The sequence below is a fragment of the Paenibacillus graminis genome (assembly GCF_000758705.1).
Taxonomy (GTDB): Bacteria; Bacillota; Bacilli; order Paenibacillales; family Paenibacillaceae; genus Paenibacillus_AQ; species Paenibacillus_AQ graminis.
The window spans coordinates 6,542,613-6,560,822 of sequence record NZ_CP009287.1; the positions used below are offsets into that span (position 1 = coordinate 6,542,613).

12 protein-coding genes are annotated in these 18,210 nt (G+C 53.5%); 3 read left to right on the forward strand and 9 right to left on the reverse strand.

Annotated elements, in window-relative coordinates; genetic code table 11:
* Positions 1 to 78: 78 nt before the first annotated feature.
* The 4 genes from PGRAT_RS28375 to PGRAT_RS28390 form a co-directional block, all read right to left on the reverse strand.
* On the reverse strand, positions 79 to 3,081 hold the full coding sequence (locus PGRAT_RS28375; RefSeq protein ID WP_025703054.1) for an efflux RND transporter permease subunit: 3,003 nt from the start codon (positions 3,079 to 3,081) through the stop codon (positions 79 to 81).
* A 302-nt stretch (positions 3,082 to 3,383) separates the two neighbouring features.
* Complete coding sequence (locus tag PGRAT_RS28380; RefSeq protein WP_042267540.1) at positions 3,384 to 4,544, reverse strand: ABC transporter permease; 1,161 nt, start codon at positions 4,542 to 4,544, stop codon at positions 3,384 to 3,386.
* On the reverse strand, positions 4,537 to 5,700 hold the full coding sequence (locus PGRAT_RS28385; RefSeq protein WP_025707262.1) for an ABC transporter permease: 1,164 nt from the start codon (positions 5,698 to 5,700) through the stop codon (positions 4,537 to 4,539). Before PGRAT_RS28385 ends, PGRAT_RS28380 begins: the two co-directional genes overlap by 8 nt.
* An 18-nt stretch (positions 5,701 to 5,718) precedes the next feature.
* Positions 5,719 to 6,654, reverse strand: a complete 936-nt coding sequence (locus PGRAT_RS28390; RefSeq protein WP_025707261.1) for an ABC transporter ATP-binding protein — start codon at positions 6,652 to 6,654, stop codon at positions 5,719 to 5,721.
* Between the two features lie 168 nt (positions 6,655 to 6,822).
* Here PGRAT_RS28390 and PGRAT_RS31345 point away from each other — a divergent pair, with 168 nt between their 5' ends.
* Together PGRAT_RS31345 and PGRAT_RS28400 are read left to right on the forward strand one after the other, a co-directional pair.
* Entirely contained in the window at positions 6,823 to 7,986 is a 1,164-nt protein-coding gene (locus PGRAT_RS31345) for a sensor histidine kinase (protein WP_052415741.1), read from the forward strand.
* A gap of 84 nt (positions 7,987 to 8,070) precedes the next feature.
* Positions 8,071 to 8,733 carry a response regulator transcription factor gene (locus tag PGRAT_RS28400; protein ID WP_025708187.1) on the forward strand — a complete coding sequence of 221 codons (663 nt, stop codon included), beginning with the start codon at positions 8,071 to 8,073 and terminating at the stop codon, positions 8,731 to 8,733.
* Between the two features lie 1,438 nt (positions 8,734 to 10,171).
* On the opposite strand, the gene PGRAT_RS28405 is transcribed toward PGRAT_RS28400, so the two are convergent.
* The 5 genes from PGRAT_RS28405 to ftsE all read right to left on the reverse strand — a co-directional run bounded on the left by PGRAT_RS28405 (position 10,172) and on the right by ftsE (position 16,304).
* The gene (locus PGRAT_RS28405; RefSeq protein WP_025708186.1) at positions 10,172 to 11,491 is read right to left on the reverse strand and encodes a PDZ domain-containing protein; all 1,320 of its coding nucleotides are present in this window, start codon (positions 11,489 to 11,491) and stop codon (positions 10,172 to 10,174) included.
* 231 nt (positions 11,492 to 11,722) lie between these two features.
* Positions 11,723 to 13,192: a S41 family peptidase gene (locus PGRAT_RS28410; protein WP_025708185.1), complete on the reverse strand. Its 1,470-nt coding sequence runs from the start codon at positions 13,190 to 13,192 to the stop codon at positions 11,723 to 11,725.
* 145 nt (positions 13,193 to 13,337) lie between these two features.
* Positions 13,338 to 14,657, reverse strand: coding sequence for a murein hydrolase activator EnvC family protein (locus tag PGRAT_RS28415; protein WP_042267542.1), 1,320 nt, complete (start codon positions 14,655 to 14,657; stop codon positions 13,338 to 13,340).
* Between the two features lie 56 nt (positions 14,658 to 14,713).
* The gene (ftsX, locus tag PGRAT_RS28420) at positions 14,714 to 15,628 is read right to left on the reverse strand and encodes a permease-like cell division protein FtsX (protein ID WP_025706544.1); all 915 of its coding nucleotides are present in this window, start codon (positions 15,626 to 15,628) and stop codon (positions 14,714 to 14,716) included.
* Entirely contained in the window at positions 15,618 to 16,304 is a 687-nt protein-coding gene (gene ftsE, locus PGRAT_RS28425) for a cell division ATP-binding protein FtsE (RefSeq protein ID WP_025706543.1), read from the reverse strand. The genes ftsX and ftsE overlap by 11 nt, the downstream gene beginning before the upstream one ends.
* A gap of 333 nt (positions 16,305 to 16,637) precedes the next feature.
* Between ftsE and PGRAT_RS28435 the strand changes: the two genes are divergently transcribed.
* Positions 16,638 to 18,062: a VanW family protein gene (locus tag PGRAT_RS28435; RefSeq protein WP_025706541.1), complete on the forward strand. Its 1,425-nt coding sequence runs from the start codon at positions 16,638 to 16,640 to the stop codon at positions 18,060 to 18,062.
* Positions 18,063 to 18,210: the final 148 nt, after the last annotated feature.

Genomic DNA, 18,210 nt, shown 5'->3' on the forward strand with positions numbered 1-18,210 from the left:
TTGGAATAAGAGCAGTGCGGAGATCTCCGCACTGCTCTTATAGTAGGATGATTAAGTTAGCTCTGCCCCACGAACTGCTTATGCCGCAGCCGAAGTCTTCTCTTGTGTCCGTTCCTTAGCGGATTTACGGAAGTACAGCAGCTCATAGATGGCCGGTACAACCACCAGCGTCAGCAGTGTAGCTGCGGTCAAACCGCCGATAACTACAATTGCGAGGCTCTGGGAGACAATGCTGCCCTGCTCGGAATGCCCGAACAACAGCGGCAGCATGGCGCAGATGGTCGCGATGGCCGTCATCAGTATCGGACGGAGCCGGGTTCCGGCGGCCTCGATAATCGACCCGCGTACGCTCATATGCTCTTCATTCTGTTTGATGCGGTCGATCAGCACAATCGCATTGGTAACGACGATACCGATCAGCATCAAGGCTCCGAACAAGGCCGTGAAGTCGGGAGTTACACCGGAGATAATCAATGCTACCACGGCTCCAATGGCCGCAAGCGGCAAGGAGAACATAATGGCCAGCGGTGCGCGCAGTGTTTTGAAGGTCAGAACCATGATCAGATAGACGAGACCGATCGAGATGAGCGCTGTCATGCCGAGGTCATTGAAGTCTCCGGCTTGCTGTGCCGAGGCTCCGCCTGCAAATAATGTTACCCCTGCGGGCAGGGTAATGCTGTCCGTTTGTTTTTTGATATCTGCGCCAATGGCCGACACTTTCTTCGGATCGGCTTCGGCGGTAATGCGCACATAAGGCTTGCCGTCTTTATGGTAGAGCATGGCTGGCTGGTCGGTGACCTCAAGGGTAGCCAATGTTGAGAGCGGCTGAGGACCCCCGGCAGTCATAATCATGATCTTCTCCAGATCCTTCTGCTCCTTCGGCTGCAGCACAGGCTCCAATACCACTCTGGCAGGCGAGCCGTCCAGTTCTATTTGCCCCAACGGAACCGGATTCAGCATCGCCGCCAGCTGCATGGAAATTTCCTGCGCATTAGCTGCAGCCGGATTCACCCTGAATGCGAACACCGGCTTGGTATCCTCCATGTTGCTGGTGACCTTTTGTACTCCGTCTACTGTTTTCACTTTGGCAGCTACGGCTTGGGCCACTGAATTAATAGACTTCAGGTCATCTCCAACGATATCTACATATTCACTGGTCGAGCCGCCACCCATCATGCTGGACTCATTTGCAGTCAGTGTTGCACCCGCATAGGATTTCTGCATTCCGCGAACCTGGTCCAGGAATACCTGCGCATCGGCATCCTTTTTCATCATCACGGTGTAATCCACCTGGGTCAGCGATGTCACACTCCCCCATTGTGCCGAGTCGGCGCTGTTGCCGGTCATCATAATCACGGTTTCGGCCTGCGGCTGTTTCATTAGTTCGGCTTCCAGCTGTTTGCCCTTCTCCAGCACTTCTTTTACCGGAACGTTATTGGGGTAAACCAGTTGCACGGTAACATTGCTGGCATCTGAAGCATCCAGCGCCCCCTTGGGCATGGTAACATAGGCGGCAACGGAGCCTACCAGCAGCACCAGACCCAGCGTCAGCGTAACCCACTTATGGCGCAGGTTCCATTCCAGAAAATGGCCAAACCGTCTGGACGGCCCATGCTCCTTCAGGGAAGAGCTGCGCAGCAGCCAGGAGCTTAACAGCGGAACCACGGTCAGCGCCACTACCAGTGAAGTCAACAGCGAGTAAGTTACTGTCAGCGCAAACGGAAGCAGGAACGCCTGCAGGCTTCCATTCAGCAGACCCATCGGCAGGAATACAGCAACCGTAGCTATAGTCGATGTAGTGATTGCCCTTGCGACCTCGCGGGTAGCACTGATAATCATGTGAACGGAGAAGGACTCCTTCTGCATTCTGCGGTGAATGTTCTCAATGACGACAATGCTGTCATCGACCAGCCGCCCGACTGCGACGGCCACACCGCCAAGCGTTACAATATTCAAGGTAATGCCGGACACGTCCAACAAATAAAGTGTAACTGCCAGCGACAGCGGAATCGATACCGCAGTAATCAAGGTGGCGCGCACATTGCGCAGGAAGATAAGAATGACGATGGTTGCAAACAAAGCCCCGAGCAGCACTTCACGCATCATGCTGTTGACGGAGGTGACGACCATATCCGAAGTACTGAAGATGACGGCGACCTCCGCATTTTTGACCGACCGGGTCAGATCTTTCGCAACTTCACGCACCTTGTCGCCTACATCGACTGCATTGGCACTCGCTTCCTTCGTAATGACAGCGAACAACACATCCTTGCCGTTCGAACGGCTGACGCTCTCCTGATCAGTCGCCGCTTCAACAGCAGCTATATTCTGCAAAGTAACACCGGGTGCGACCGGCAGCTTTTTCAGCGTATCCAAGCTGTCAATCGAGGAAACCACATTCACATTCCCCGTCTGTCCGCCAATGGTCTGCTCTCCGATCGAGGCAGATACGCTTCGACCCTGCAGCAGTCCCAGCACCTGGGCTGTTGCTACGCCCTTTGCAGCCATCGCCTGTGGATTAAGCTTCACGTTGACTTGCGGAGTTGTCTTCCCGTACAGGGCTACATTTGCGACTCCGTCGATTTTTTGCAGCTCGGGAATGATGGTCTCCTCGGCAAGCTTCAGATTGTCCTTGGTGATCCCTTCATCGAAGGCTATCGTGAGCTGTGAGATCGGAATCATCGAGGTGTTCAACTGCACGATGAACGGGTCCATGACCCCTTCGGGGAAATGCAGCGCGCCGACCGCCTTCTCCACCTCCTGTGCCGCATCCTTCATATTGGTTTTGCCGTCAAAATAAATATCCACCTTCGCATAGCCATCTCCGGAAGTGGACATTTGCTCGGTTTTGCCTTTCACAGCTGAAGTAGCCGCCTCAATCGGCTTCGTCACATTCGCCTCCATGGAGTGCGCATCCTGGCCCGGGCCGAGCACCGTAACGGTAACCTGAGGATTATCGGCCTCCGGCATAAACTCCATTGGCAGGGAGGTATAGCTAAGGACGCCCACGACAAGCGCCATGACAACCAGAAGTCCTACTGCCCCCTTGTTGCTGAATGACCACTTTGTTAACCATGTCATTTCTCTTTTCCCCTTTCATTCATCTAAAATAGGTTTTTGTATGTCTGATGCTTATGTATAGCTCACTTAGCTAAGTGTAGGGCCAGAAGGCTGTCTCCAAAACCGCCCGGCGATGGGTTTCACTCTCGGCCTACAGACCGGGGATTTCTCCGTCCTGAGACAGAGCAGTCTGGTGCAGCGTTAAATTTACACAGTACAAAAAAGCCCTTCTTCCGTGGAAGAAGAGCTTAATAAGAAAGCCGAAGGGTTGTTCACTAAATAACCTTACTCCAGATAAAACACCTCACGCAGGGGCAGCAAGTCTAAGCGCTAATCCCCGCCTCATTCGGACGGAGAATGGCCGAGCCAATCGCCAGCAGAACCGCGGCCATAAGTCCCAGAACGGCAAAGGGCAGCCATAGCTCATTCCAGCCTCCACCGGCTGCAGCGATATCCACCGCTTGAATGGCCCATTTCTGCGGCACGAAGTTGGCCGCTTTTTGCATATAGTCCGGCATCACCGAGATCGGCCAGAAGCAGCCGCCCAGCATGCAGGTCGGCGTAAGAATAAGGGCATTCAGCATACCTGCGTTGCCCGGATTGCGGACCAGCCCCGCCACCGTGCTGGCAATCCCCATGGATACAAGCATAAAAGCTGCCAGGACAAGGAAGTACAGGTACATTGGAACCTCATAATCATAACGCAGCACCCATTTTCCGAGCGTCAGCACAACGGCAATCTGGAGGATGCCCACCATACAGCTGCCCAAAAAATTGCCCAGTGCAATTTCGTAAGAACGGACCGGGGCGCTGAACATCCGCATCATCGTCCGCCCCTTGCGGTCGTCCATAATCAGGGAGACGGTGCTTGTTACCAGCCCCATGAGGAACATGAGTGTCAGTCCTGTAATGACGCCAAGGGTTTCCCTGGGATACAGATCATAATCGGTACGCGTACTTCCGACATTATGCTGCTCCGCCTGCTTCAGAATCGCGCCAAGCTTAGCCTCTGCACCGCCGGCTCCCCCGTTAACCGCGTTAACGGTCCGGGCAGTTTCCAGCATTTCACCCGCAATGGTGTTCACTTTCATTTTGACCAAAATTGAGGTTTCTGACGCTCTAAGCTCATATATGCTCAGCTCAGGCTGCTGTCCATGGGCAAGCCGGGCGGTATACTCCGCCGGAACTGATATTCCTGCAGCGCCTTCCTGCTGAATAACACCTTCTTTCAGTGCCGCTTCATCACTGCGGGCAACCAGCTTGTAATCGCCGGTATTCTCTAGTTCAGCAAGTAAATGCCGCCCCGCTGCGCCAGTGTCCATATTGCTGTACAATACAGTCGGCTTGTCGCCCTCCACCCCTCCGGTAACCGAAATAATAGCGGCGATGACAATACTCGGCAGCAAAATATACGTAATCATGCCTCTGCGGGACGCGATCGTCCGCTTGACCATATTCCAGGCAATCGCCAGTATCTTATTCATGGTAGCCCACCTTCCAATATGAGAGAATCGCTCCGCAGAGCATCACCAGACAGATGACCGATATCATGAGCAGATTCGGCGTAAGCTGCGGCAGCCCCGAATGCAGCATCATACGGATGATCGCCTGCTGCACCCAGTGGTTAATGGTAAAAGCACCTATGGTATTTACCCAGGAATCCGGAAGGGGAGCCATTCCTCCACTGATAAAGGTCATACATACCGTAATTACACTAATGATGCTTCTTGCGCTTGCTGCCGTTTTGCTGAACATGGAGACCACAATGGACAGCGTCATGGAGGCGATAATCATCAGCAGACAGAACAGCAGCAGAAGCCCCGGGCGGTTGCCCCAGTAAACGCCGAACAACCAATCGGTGAGCAGAATAATCGCCAGGCATTGAATGATGGATACAATCCCTACACCGAGCATTTTGCCGATGAACAGCTCCGAGGCTTTGACCGGCATCGAATTGATCCGGTGGAGAGTATGGTTATCCTTTTCGCTGAAAAGGGAGGTGGTGACTGTCATTCCGCTGTAGAGCAGAAACATCAGCAGCATGGATGCCGCATAGAATTGGGAAGCCGTATAGGTTCTGCCCCCGTTATTAAGATCGCCCAGCTTGACCGCTTCACGGTCCACTGCAGCTGAAGCCTCCACCGCCAGCGCCTGCGGCCCAAGTGCCGCCACTGCCGCCTGCTTATAATTCATGGTGTCCAGGAAATTGTCAAAAGCCGTTCCTGCCACCAGATTGTCCGTACGGTCCTTGCCAAGAATAAATTCGAGCTGCGCTTTACCGCCCTGCTGCACCTCGCTGTCGAAGCCGTCTGGAACAATAACCGCATAGCTGTACTTGCCGGTGCGCAGTCCACTTTCCGCTGCCTGGCGGCTCTCTGCATCCTGTGGAACAATCACCTTCTGAATGTCGGGAAGCTTCAGAAAAGCGGCAATCATAGCCGACTGCCCTTCACCTGCAGGATTAACTACCGCCACCCGTACAGGTTCTATCTTCGTTGCACTTTTGACACCGACCACCCCGGACAGCGAGGCTCCCAGAAGAAAGATCAGCACCAGCGGCAGCAAAAACATATTCAACAGCATCGAGCGTGAGCGGAACAATCTGCGCAGCTCGTACATCATAATCGTCCAAATGTTCATTTCAGCCCTCTCCCTTCTCTAGTCCCGCAAGGTCCGTCCGGTAAGGCTGAGAAACAGGGTCTCCAGATCCGGCTCTTCAATATTCAGGGAAGCAATAACCCCTTCATGCTTGGCAAAAATAAATAAAATGTCCTGCAGCTCACTTTGCGAGGAGGGTAAATACAGTTCTACTGTATCTTCATTCAGCTCGACGCGGCTTATCCGTGGATGCTGGCCCAGCTCTTGGATCAAGGCTGGCGTAATATGGGCGGCCTTTACAACAATCTTTTCTTCATGGGCGACCCGCTCCCGCAGCTCGTGTTCGGTTCCGCAGGCAATGATGTGGCCTTTGTCCATAATCGCTACCCGGTCGCATATAGCCGCTACTTCCTCCATATAGTGGCTCGTATAGATGACTGTTGAACCCAGCTTGTTCAGTGCCTTTACCGATTCCAGAATATGATTGCGCGACTGGGGATCAATTCCCACGGTTGGCTCATCCATAATAATCAGCTTGGGGCGGTGCATGATCGCACAGGCGATGTTCAGCCTTCTTTTCATTCCGCCGGAAAAGGTGGACGGTTTATCCTTTGCCCGGTCACTAAGTCCGGTGAAGGCCAGCGCTTCCTCGACCCGTTCCTTCAACAGCTTGCCGCGTAGTCCGTATAGCTTGCCGAAAAAGCTCACATTTTCAGTTGCGGTCATATTCTCATATAAGGCAAGCTCCTGGGGAACGAGGCCAATGCGTTTTTTGACCTCAAGCGGCTTGCTCAAGACCGACAGTCCGTCAATCACGATATCGCCGCCATCAGCCTTCAGCAAGCCGCAGATCATACTGATGGTGGTGCTTTTTCCCGCACCGTTCGGGCCGAGCAGGCCGAAGATCTCTCCTTCCTGAATGCTGAAATTCACGTGATCTACCGTCAGTTTTTGGTCATACCGTTTCACCACATCGCTTAGGACTGCAAATGCCATCTTTCATCTCTCCTGTTCCTGTATGCTTCTATGGATTTATTGTAGCGTAAGATGGAGGGTGCAGAAGGTACGAAAGGTCATGAATGGGAGGTGACTTAAGTCATCTCCTGAATCAGCAGGTTCTTATGCTAAGATAAACATAACAATCTTATAAAGGATGACCTCCATTTGAACAGAGAAATGAACGTCCTGCGCTATGCGCTTATTATCATCCCTGCCCTGATGTCCATCTATCTCTATGACTACGCCGACTATGAGCTGTTTACTCTCCATTTCCTTCTGCTGCTGCTGGTTGTCGCTCTTGGCGGGCGGCTGCCGGGTCCTTTCCGTATGCTGGCCTGCGCCATTGAGCTGCTTTATACGGCCTGGCTGTGCCAGCATTATGGAGATCTGCTGATTTTTCCGGCCGTTTCGGCACTGTTGTATTACTCCCGACTGGAGAACAGGCCTGTAGTGTTTGTCTTCTTCGCTATTCATGCAGCGGCGCTAAATGTGGCGTTAAGCAGCGCAGAGCCCCGGGTCCGGGTGATTATGAACCTTACCTTTTTGCTTTCCGCTGTGCTGAACAAGCTGCTTATGCGCGCAGGGCGCGGGAGAGTGGACACGCTATTCCTCTATGACGAGCTGCGCAAAAAGCATTTTGAGCTGGAGGAAGCCCGCAGCAGCCTGCTCCAATTCACCGCCCAGATCGAAGTGGCCGCCCAAGCTGAGGAAAGGGTACGGATTGCCCGTCAGCTGCATGACGATATCGGCCACCGCCTGATCCGGGTCAAAATGATGACTGAGGCCGCCATCCACACACTGCCTCATTCACCGGAGACAGGGATGGACATGATGAATCAGATCCGGGACCAGCTGGCGGCGAGTATGGACGATATGCGTGCTGCGGTTCGGCGGATCAACTATGGCTCGCAGCTTGAAGGGGCTTATGCGCTGGACCGGCTGCTGGAGGAGCTGGGCCGGGATACCGGCATTGAAACCTCCTACCAGATCTATGGCATACCGTATCCCCTGTATCCCAGCGTACGGGTCACCCTCTACAAAAACGCCCAGGAGGCTCTTACCAATGCTCTCCGCCATGGTCAAGCCACGGCTGTATGGATCAAAGTCTCGTTCAGCGAGCAGGAGGTGGCCATGGAGGTAGGCAATAACGGACAGCGCCCGAAAGAAAACCCCCTGCTGAAACTCAGGGGCAAAGGAGGGATGGGCCTGCAGGGAATGGCTGAGCGGGTCCATTTGGTCGGCGGAACGCTGGAGCTCCAGCTGGAGCCGGAGTTCGCTGTGATTACCAGGATTGCCTTGCACAGTCAGTCTGACAAACTTCCCCTGTAAAATGTTCTGCCGCATAATTGCATAAGGGGTATTCACCAGGAGATCTAAAAGTTCAACTTTACAGCAAAAGGAGACAGGCCTGACATGATTAAAGTAGTTATCGTTGACGACGATTCATTTATCCGCGAAAGCCTTAAGGTACTGGTTGCACTGGACCCGGAGATTGAAGTGGCGGGCTCCGCTGGCGATGGCCGTGAAGCTCTGGCCCTGCTGAAGCAGCTGCCTCATGCCGATGTGGTGCTGATGGATATCCGGATGCCGAACTGCGACGGTGTCGAGGGTACCAAATCCATCAAAGAAGCCTTCCCCGGTATCTCTGTGCTGATGCTGACGACCTTCGACGACGACGAATACATTATCGAAGCGCTGCGGAACGGGGCGAGCGGGTATTTGCTGAAGAATATTCCGCCGGACCGGATTATCCAAGGGATCAAAACGGTGCATGAAGGCAATCTGCTCATCCATCCCGACATCGCCCGCAAGCTGGCCGGTTTTCTGCAGCCAGCTGCGCCCCCGAAAGAGACGATGCCCAAGACTTTGGAGGCGTACGGGCTGACCAAAGCTGAGCTGGCCGTGGTATCCTTGATCGCTGAAGGCCATACCAATAAAGAAATCGCTGCCGAACTCTTTTTAAGTGAAGGCACGGTCAAAAATTACATCACCGAGATCCTCAGCAAGCTCGGCCTGCGGGACCGGACACAAATTGCCATTCTTTTTTGGAAGAATCTGCGGGAACAAGGAAATTGAGGTTTGTGGCGGTGAGACTACCTGCTTGCGAGCCTAGCTGCTTGCGAACCTAACCTACTACACAGGTAGAACTTGATATCTTAATGGGTAGGAGTGCGGAGAGGAAATACTTATGGAGCGGTAGCATCCGCCTAAAAGCTTTCCGGAGGAAAAGCTTGGATCGGAAGCTAGGCAGTCTACGGATTCCAACCGCGAACGGCAGTACAATTGAAGGAAATCTGGAGCTGGGAGCGGCCGGATGCCCACACATTCCCCGCAGTTGCGGCCAACCCCAATATGGGAATCTAAAGTTCAACTTTTGTAAGGAATCCCCCTATATGAGTTCAACTGGAGAACTTGAAAGCTTTGGGAGCGCAATGAGACCTATATGAAACTAAATCTAAGTGGAAAAAGTAAAACTACTTTGCTGAAACCCTGGCTACAGCAGGTTTTAGTTGGATTTTGTACACCTAATTCATACCTATTCACCCCATACGGCCGTTTTCAGCCGAATTAGTAATACTTTTTCCAACATAGAGTACTCCATAAGTCGAATGAGCTTGATTTAGTGATACTTTTTCCAACATAGGCTACTCCATAAGCTGAATGAGCCCGATTACTGAACCTTTTTCCCACTAGGATGACTAGGTCCGTTCAAATTTTTTTAGTTCAATCTATAAAACAAGTGGATATACACTCGGAGCTTACGGGGCCCGGATTGTTGTACATAGTGCAGGAAAATTACTATTTTGGCGTGCTTGGAGCGTATATTGTTGTACATAGTGCAGGAAAATTACTATTTGGCGTGCTTGGTGCGTATATTGTTGTTCATAGTGCAGGAAAATTACTATTTGGCGTGCTTGGTGCGTATATTGTTGTACATAGTGCAGGAGAATTACTATTTTGGCGTGCTTGGAGCGTAAATTGTTGTATAATATGCAGGATTCACGCCCACTTTAAGTGGCTAGATTCGTATGTAGAGGCTGGAGTTCATTCCGGTTCCTCAGCAGGAACATCACTAGGTTCCTCTTCTATGACATCTGCAGGAATGCGGACAGGAGATCCGTTAATAGGGCAGATCGGGTCGTTCCTTAAGCTAAACGGACTCATTTAAATGACATAACTCCCCTCGTTTTGGGCTTCAAAGAGTGATATAACGGCCCCTGAGCCCGCATAGCCAGGAAAGCAGGTTTTTTCATGAAATAAGGTCACCTCAGTCCAACTATATGCTGCGGATGAATCCCAGTGTGTCTGCACTGCGGAGCTTTCAAGTAATCCACCATTCTTTGTTTTCTATAATTCCCATACAGTAAAAAAGCCTGTGCTCCCTGAATACCAGGAGAACACAGGCTTTTGGCTTAGGCTGAATGTCATAAATTCCCATATATGGCGTGGGTGGTCGTTCCAATCATTTGCAGGGGCTCTGTCCAGTATTCTGAGCCGCAAAACTCTGTCCATACTAGACTCCGGTTGATTCCTTCTTGGGCTCCGCAGCCGCGTCCTTGGCCCGGCCCAGTCCGCCGGACGGAAGGCTCCGGCGGCTCGCCCCGGTCTTCATCGCGATAATGCTGAAGATACTGGAGGACTTGGCTTCTGCGGTGACTGAACCATCCGGCTCCGGCACCAGAATGATGCCGAGCTGATGGTGGTCGCCATCATAGATCGCGCGCTGGAGGTATTTGCTCTCACCTGCGCGGTTCTGCACCTCCAGCTTGCAGAAGGCGGGATTCATGCGCAGCGCCTCATGCAGCTGCGCGGCATCGGTCAACAGGACCCCGTTGACCTTCAGCAGGATCTCGCCCGGCAGGATACCCAGCTCCTGCGCGGGGCTGTCCGGCAGCACGGCCAGCACCTTGCGGCCGGCTGCGGGATGCACGAAGACGGGGCTTAGACTGCGCTCCTCCAGAGCGCTGTACCAGCCCAATGCTTCGTGCAGCAGCACTGCGGCGAGCGCCGCGAGCACGGTCAGCGGGCTCCACCAGGCGGCAAGCCCGCTTAGAGCCAGCAGGACGATGCTGTACAGCAGCAGCCGTCCTGCTGCGCGGGCGCTCTTCCGCCCGGGCAGCAGGCCCTGGGTCATCTCGCTGAAGCCGATGATGACCGGCAGGGACACCAGGCCCAGTCCGCCGCCCAGCAGCGGGTGCCAGGGCAGATCGCCGATTCCTGCGCCCGAAGGAATCAGCAGGAACAGCGGGAGCGGCCAGAACGCCTCCAGCTGATAGCCGCCGACCACCTTGCCGCGCTTGCCTTTGAGAAAGAGCGGCGTAGCCAGTCTGGCGCCCTGCCAGCGCGCCAGCAACGCCTCGGCCAGATGCAGCAGGGCGGCCAGCACCAGCAGGGCAGGAATATCCATCTCCCGCAGCGCGGTGGCGATAGTTCCGGCCAGCCCGCTCTGCAGCGTGTCCGGAAAGAACGAAAGAACAAATTGTAGGATGCCAAGTAACCCTATGGAGTAGGCAAAACACAAATAACGCACACGAAACAGCATAAGCACCAAACTGACAACCCAAATGCAGGCTACCGCCGTACCGGTCAGCGATATTCCCAGAGCCACAGCTGCCAGAGAAACGACCAGGCCCGCGACCAGGCCGCTCCATACCGTACGCCAGGTCTCGCGGCCCCAGCTGTGCAGCTTCACATGAATGAATTTCCGTTCCAGCGCCACCTGCCTCCGGTAGTAGAGAGCAATAAACAAAATAGCAATATAGTAATAGGGCTGAATCAGCAGATGTACGACTGCTGTGCCCCAGCTAGTAAGCAGTTCCGGCATTCCATTCAAACCGTTCGTCACACTCCTTTTAAGTCCGGGTAGTGTTGATCTGCAGCAATGCACCTACAGCCAAGCAGAAACGGCTTCGCCGTTCTTATAAAGCAGCCCATGCTTCCAGAAACAGCAATACATATTATCGCTTTCAGGTGCCGTTACAGCAAGAAATAGCAAACTCATTCATAACGGGAAACATATTAATTCAAATATGTTTAGAAAAAAAGAAGGCTGAAATCAGCCTTCTTACTTTTTCGACAACGACGCCTGAATTTCCTTCTGAACCTCGGCAATTCCCCTATTGAGCTGATTGTCGTTAACCGGGTTCTGGATGGCCTTGATTAACGCCAGCTCCAACGCTTCGGCGGTCTTGGCATCAACGATGCCTGTTGCCTGCAGCTTGGATGCACTCTGGAATTTTTTCACCGCATCTTTTGTCGCGGTATCGAAATACCCGTCCTTGCGGCCCGGTTTGTAGCCCAGACCGTCCAGCATGGTCTGTGCACTTTTGACATCCGCGTTGTTCATGTTGTATTTCAGAGATACGCTTTTGTTAATCGGCGCTACGGAGAAATAATCCGGCTGGGCCACCGCGATATCCGGCTTGATGCCCTTGCCGTGAATCCATGTGCCGTTTGGCGTCAGCCATTTGGCAATCGTAATCTTCAGCAGGCTGCCGTCGCCGAGCTGCTTGTCGAAGCTCGTCTGGACTGTGCCTTTGCCGAAGGAATTTTCTCCGATGAGCTTGGCTCCTGCAGATTGCTGCAGGGCTCCGGCCAGAATCTCCGAGGCGCTTGCGCTGCCTTTATTCATCAGCACAACGACCGGATATTTTTTGCTAGAACCCTTGGAAGGGCTGACTTCCGGCTTCTTGCCCTTTTCCTCCACCTGCACAATGGTCTTGCCTGCCGGCACGAACTGTTCAGCCATATCAATCACCACCGGCAGTACGCCGCCCGGATCGTTGCGGACATCAATGACGAGGCCCTTCATGCCCTGCTTCTCCAGCTTGCCTAGCTCTTCCTTGAAACGCTCTGCGGTATTCATGGAGAACTGGGTAACCTCGATAACACCTACGCCATCCTTTTCGAGCTTGGCATAGACAGTTTCCAGCTTCACATCATCGCGGGTGAGCACGTATTCAAGCGGTTCCGCCGCTCCGGTACGCTGAATCTTGAGTGTAGCCTTGCTCCCCTTCGGTCCGCGGATCTTAGCAACCGCATCATTCAGCTCCATGCCTTCGAGCGTTTCACCGTTTACTGACAGAATCACGTCTTTGGCCTTGAGTCCTGCCTTTTCGGCCGGTGAGCCTTTGATTGGGGAGACGATAACCACCTTGCCGTTCTCAGAGGAGACCTCAGCCCCGATTCCCGAGAAAGAGCCTTCAATACTTTCCTCAAATTTCTCAGCCGTTTCCTTGCCCATATAATTTGAATAAGGATCGCCCAGCGCTTCCATCATTCCGTTAACGGCACCGTCGATTAGCTTCGTCCGGTCTACCTTTTCGTAGTAATAGCCTTCTATGAGGCTCAGCGTGGTTCCAAGCTTCTGCGACTCCTTCTCCTGCAGGCCGCCAGGCGGCACAACCGCTGCCGCAGCACTTTCACCCGCAGCCCGTCCGAATATATCCGCATAGCCGGTGACGCCCAAGGTCAGCAGGCTTCCGCACAGCAAGGCAGCGACTATCATAAAAGCCGCTGTGCTTTTCTTCAACATGATGTTCCCACCGTCCCTTCTTGTCCAGTCATGATGCTGAGGACACGCCCGTTCTGCGAAGAACGGTATCTCTTCCAGTATATGCCGTAAATCAAATTAATATTTATAATATAATTTTTCAAGTCCATCTATGACGCCCGGAGCCTCACAGATAAGGCATCGGATCAACCGGTTTGCCGTCGATCCGCACTTCAAAGTGCAGATGCGGACCGGTGACGCGTCCGGTTGCACCCGATTCAGCAATGGTCTGACCGCGGGATACCCGGTCGCCCACACTAACCTTAATGCCACCCTCGCGGATATGGCCATAAAGCGTCCATACCCCGCCGCCATGGTCAATCACTACCGTATATCCATAGCCGCTCCACCATTCAGCCACAATGACCGTACCCGAATCGGCAGCATGAATGCTTGTCCCTTGCGGAACGGCAAAGTCCGTACCCGTATGCATCTTGCCTACTTCACCGGTCACCGGATGGGTCCGTACCCCGTATGGGGAAGAAATCCGTGCGGATCCCACAGGAAGCAGGAATGGCCCATTCCCGCCCGCATATTCAGAGTAGCTTGAACTGCTGTCCGAGTTGGAGCCGGAGCTTGAACTGCTGCTGGCAGCCCGGGCTTTCGCTGCCGCAGCAGCGGCTGCCGCTCTGCGCGCCGCTTCGGCTTTGGCTGCCGCTGCTTTGCGTGCGGCTTCTTCTGCTTTGATCTGGTCCTTCTTGTTCTCGAGCGCGGAGCGCTCGCTGGCCAGCTGCACCAGCTTAGCATCCTGCTCTTCCGTGAGGCCATCGGTCTCCTGGATTTCCTTATCGTAGTAGGCGATCAGCTCCTGCTTCTCCGCCTCCTTCTCCTTCAGCGTACTCCGCTGGGACTCCAGATCCGTATACAGCTGCTTGGCCTGGGCATATTGCCCTTCAAGCTCCTGCTTCTTGGCAATAACCGTCTGCTTGTCCAGCTTGTGCTGAACGAGCAGGTCCTGATCCTGGTCTACAATCATCTTGAGGGAATCCGCCCGGTCCAGGAAATCGGAAAAACTGGTGGATGAGAGCAATACATCCAAATAGGAAACCGCACCGTCGGTATACATCAGGCGGACCCGGGACTCCAGCAGCTTCTCACGGGAAGCCACACGTGCTTCCGCCTCATCCAGTTCGGTTGCCGTAATATTCAGCGATTTCTCGGTACTGGCGATTTTGCCGGAAATATCAGTCATTTTGCCTTTGACCTGACTAATTTGATCCAGAACGTACTGAAGATTGAGATTCGTTTTATTCAAATAATGCTTGGCTTCCTGGTTCCGTGAAGCGGCCTTGTCCTGCACGGCTTTGGCAGCCTGAACCTCCTGCTGCAACTGTTTCAGCTGCTTGTCGATTTCTGCAACCGTAGTTTTTTTGGCATATCCGTCAGAGGGTTGGAATAGTGTGACAGCCAGCAGCACAGCGGCCAGCCCGGCGGCAATCTTCTTCAACTCGCACTCCCCGTCCTTTGTCTTGTATGATGATCGTCCTGCAATCGGATAATGGGCTATACTCTGAGGAACTTGCGGATCGATACGGTACTTCCCCATACACCGATCAGCACACCCAGGCTAACAAGCAGCCCGCAGAGCAGAACCCAGATATCCTGAAACGGAATCAGCTGCAGCCCCAGCATCGGATCTCCCTGGACAGAGGACACGAGACTGCTGTAGCCTGCATAGAGCGCCCCCGAGGTAACCAGTGAGCCGATCAGCCCAATCAGCGCTCCTTCAATAAAGAAGGGCCAGCGGATAAAATAATTCGTCGCACCCACCAGCTTCATAATGCCAATCTCCTTGCGGCGGGCAAGTATCGTCACCCGGATCGTATTGGAGATCAGGAACATCGACATGAGCGCCAATCCCGCTACAAAAATAAACCCGATGTTGCGTACTGCCTTCGTTACCTTGAAGAGTGTCTCCACCGAGCCTTTGCCATAATTCACTTTGTAAATCGGTTTCTCTTCATGAGACTTGTTAAGCGCTTCTATCTTCTCCGCCACAAACGGAACCGTCGTAGGCTGAATGACCTCCACGAGCAGCTTATCCGGCAGCGGGTTATTATCCTTATCAAAGCCTTCGAGCAGCTCGGCGGCATCCGGCCCCATATCCTCACGGAATTCCTTCAGCCCCTGCTCTTTGGAGATGAATTCCACCTTGCTGACCTCCGGCATGCTGCCGATTTCATTTTCCAGCGTTTCACGCATCTTCTGATCGGTATTCAGTGTCAGATGCACGTTGATCTGCACCTGGCTGTCCGCCTTGTCGGCAATAGCGTTGACATTAAGCACAAGCAATATAAAGACACCAAGCACGAATAGGGAGACGACAATGGAAGTGATGGAAGCCACCGACATCCAGCCGTTGCGGAATACGTTTTTGAAGCCTTCCCGCACATGCCGCAAGAAGGTTTTAAAACTCATAACCATATTCTCCTCTCACTTGGTCTCTGACAATATTTCCGTTCTCGATAGCCAATACCCGCTTGCGCATTTTATTGACGATATCCCTGTTGTGAGTCGCCATTACAATGGTTGTCCCGCGAAAATTAATTTCGTCCAGCAGCTGCATGATTCCCCACGAGGTTTCAGGGTCCAGGTTGCCGGTAGGCTCGTCCGCAATAATGACAGAAGGGTTATTGACAATCGCCCGGGCGATGGCAATCCGCTGCTGCTCCCCGCCGGACAGCTGAGAGGGCTCACGGTTCGCTTTGCTGCGCAGGCCCACTAATTCGAGCACTTCAGGAACACGCTTCTTAATCACTTTCTTCGGAGCTTCGATAACCTCCATCGCAAAAGCGACATTCTCATAGGCCGTAAGCTTCGGCAGCAGGCGGAAATCCTGAAAGACCACCCCGATATTGCGGCGGACATAGGGGATTTTGCGCGGCTTCAGCTTGCCTATATTGAACCCGCCTACCGAAATTTGTCCTTTGGTGGGCGTTTCTTCTCTATAAATTAATTTCATGAACGTTGATTTACCGGCGCCGGACGGACCGACGACATAGACGAATTCATTGCGGTCAATCTTGACGGATACACCCTGGAGCGCATGGGTTCCGTTCGGATAGGTCTTCCACACATCCTGCATTTCAATCACTTCATCACTTCCCGATTCTGACATATTCCGCTGCAAACCGCGGAAGCTTCCATAAACTGCATGAATACCGCAGGCGTATCTATTGTAACAAATCCGTAACCGCTTGAGTACCCGAAAGTTTTAACGATATCGCACATATACATAAAAAGCATCTTAAAAACCCGGAAAAGAACCTCAGTACCGCCGCTAGCATCTACATTGTGGAAATTCAAAAATAACCGGCCTGTTACCGGTTCTACCTATTTATATCGGCTGGAAAAGCCATTCATTAAGTCTATAATTCCTGGCCTGCGCCCAGTCCGCGCAAATCCGCCCAACTGAAGGAGATCTTTCATGAAAAACATCCATGCCGCCCTCATTGCCCTGATCGGCCTGATTCTGGCCGGCTCCCTAGTAGCCGGAGGACTTCATTTATATGGCAGTCAGCAGACAATCCCCTCAAAAACCCTTGTCGCCGGCTGGGACGTCGGGGGCATGGAGATAGGCGAAGTACGTGCGGAACTGGCCACCAGACTGCAAGCGCTCGGAGCGGTCCCTTTGGTGCTGAAAGCAGATCCTGACGCCGGGCTCACTGTTACGCTGAGGCAGGCAGGTATGACATATGAGGCAGAGAAATTTCTGCAGGGACTGAATACACTCACTGAAGACGGGCTGCTGGAACGGGTGCGCGCACGCTGGAGCTTCCCCCGCAGCTGGGAGTTCGGGGCACATCTGGATCTTGCACAGCTCCAGAAAAGTCTTAGTCCAGACTGGGAAAAAGAAACCTTTGGCGTCCCCGTAGACGCCGTAAGGCGGATCACCGCAGATGACCGTGTAGTGTATACGCCTGAGAAAACCTCCTATGAGGTAGACTGGCGTGCATTGGAGCTTACCCTGCAGGCGGCGGTCCCCCTGTCACTCCGCAATGCCGACAGCCTTAAGGACAAACGGATCATCCTTGAAGTTCCGCTCAGCATCCGGCAGCCGGAGGTCACGCTGAAAACCCTGAAGGAACAAGGCATTGAACGGAAAATCTCCCAATTCAGCACCTCCCTCGGGGCAAGCGGCCCCGGACGCACCTTCAATGTCCAGGCTGCCGCCGAGGCCGTCAACGGCACCCTTCTGCCTCCGGGTGCAGTCTTCGATTACGGCAAAGCTATTCAAAAGGCCCAGGCTGACACCGGCTTCCGGGAAGCACCGGTTATTGTCAACGGCAGGCTGCAGCCTGGGGTGGGCGGAGGAATCTGCCAGGTATCCAGCACGCTGTACAACGCTGCCCTGCGTTCAGGCCTCGAAATCGTGGAGCGGCGCAACCATTCCCTACCGGTTAACTATCTGCCGAAGGGACAGGATGCCACCTTCTCGGAAGGCAACATCAACTTCCGCTTCCGCAACAACACCGGCAAATCTCTGATTATCCATGCCGCCGTCCAGGGCCGCACCTTAACCGTGAAGCTGTTCGGCACGTTCCCGAAGAACGTGACCTTCCAGGTCCAGTCCCGGACGGTGGAGCTGCTTGCACCCGCCGACAAGTATGTGAGCGACCCTTCACTCCCGCGCGGAGGTACACGGGTTATCCAGAACGGAAAAACCGGCTATATCGTTGAAACCTACATCACCCGGCTCGTTGACGGCAAAGCCGTTGAGAAGAAGCTGCTCTCCCGGGACACCTATTACGCGCAAAAACGCATCATCGCCATCAACCGGGGCGGTATGGGCAAGTCCATCCAGCCTGATTCCCGCAGGCAGCCTCTGGTAGAGGACGGAGTGCGGGGTTGATTTAACTATTGCGCATGGCGGCTTCCCTTCAGCACGCTCCACTCCTGCAGGCATCAAAAAGACGGTCAGGACATCCAAGTCCTGCCGTCTTTTTGACATGAATATTAACGGGAGCGTCAGCTTCCCGCCCCTGGTTTACATTGCGCTT

Bases quoted from the DNA above. Each gene is read 5' to 3' on its own strand.
- PGRAT_RS28400 (WP_025708187.1), top strand. From the start codon at position 8,071: ATGATTAAAGTAGTTATCGTTGACGACGATTCATTTATCCGCGAAAGC.
- PGRAT_RS28410 (WP_025708185.1), bottom strand. From the start codon at position 13,192: ATGTTGAAGAAAAGCACAGCGGCTTTTATGATAGTCGCTGCCTTGCTG.
- PGRAT_RS28385 (WP_025707262.1), bottom strand. From the start codon at position 5,700: ATGAACATTTGGACGATTATGATGTACGAGCTGCGCAGATTGTTCCGC.
- PGRAT_RS28435 (WP_025706541.1), top strand. From the start codon at position 16,638: ATGAAAAACATCCATGCCGCCCTCATTGCCCTGATCGGCCTGATTCTG.
- PGRAT_RS28375 (WP_025703054.1), bottom strand. From the start codon at position 3,081: ATGACATGGTTAACAAAGTGGTCATTCAGCAACAAGGGGGCAGTAGGA.
- PGRAT_RS28380 (WP_042267540.1), bottom strand. From the start codon at position 4,544: ATGAATAAGATACTGGCGATTGCCTGGAATATGGTCAAGCGGACGATC.
- ftsX (WP_025706544.1), bottom strand. From the start codon at position 15,628: ATGAGTTTTAAAACCTTCTTGCGGCATGTGCGGGAAGGCTTCAAAAAC.
- PGRAT_RS28390 (WP_025707261.1), bottom strand. From the start codon at position 6,654: ATGGCATTTGCAGTCCTAAGCGATGTGGTGAAACGGTATGACCAAAAA.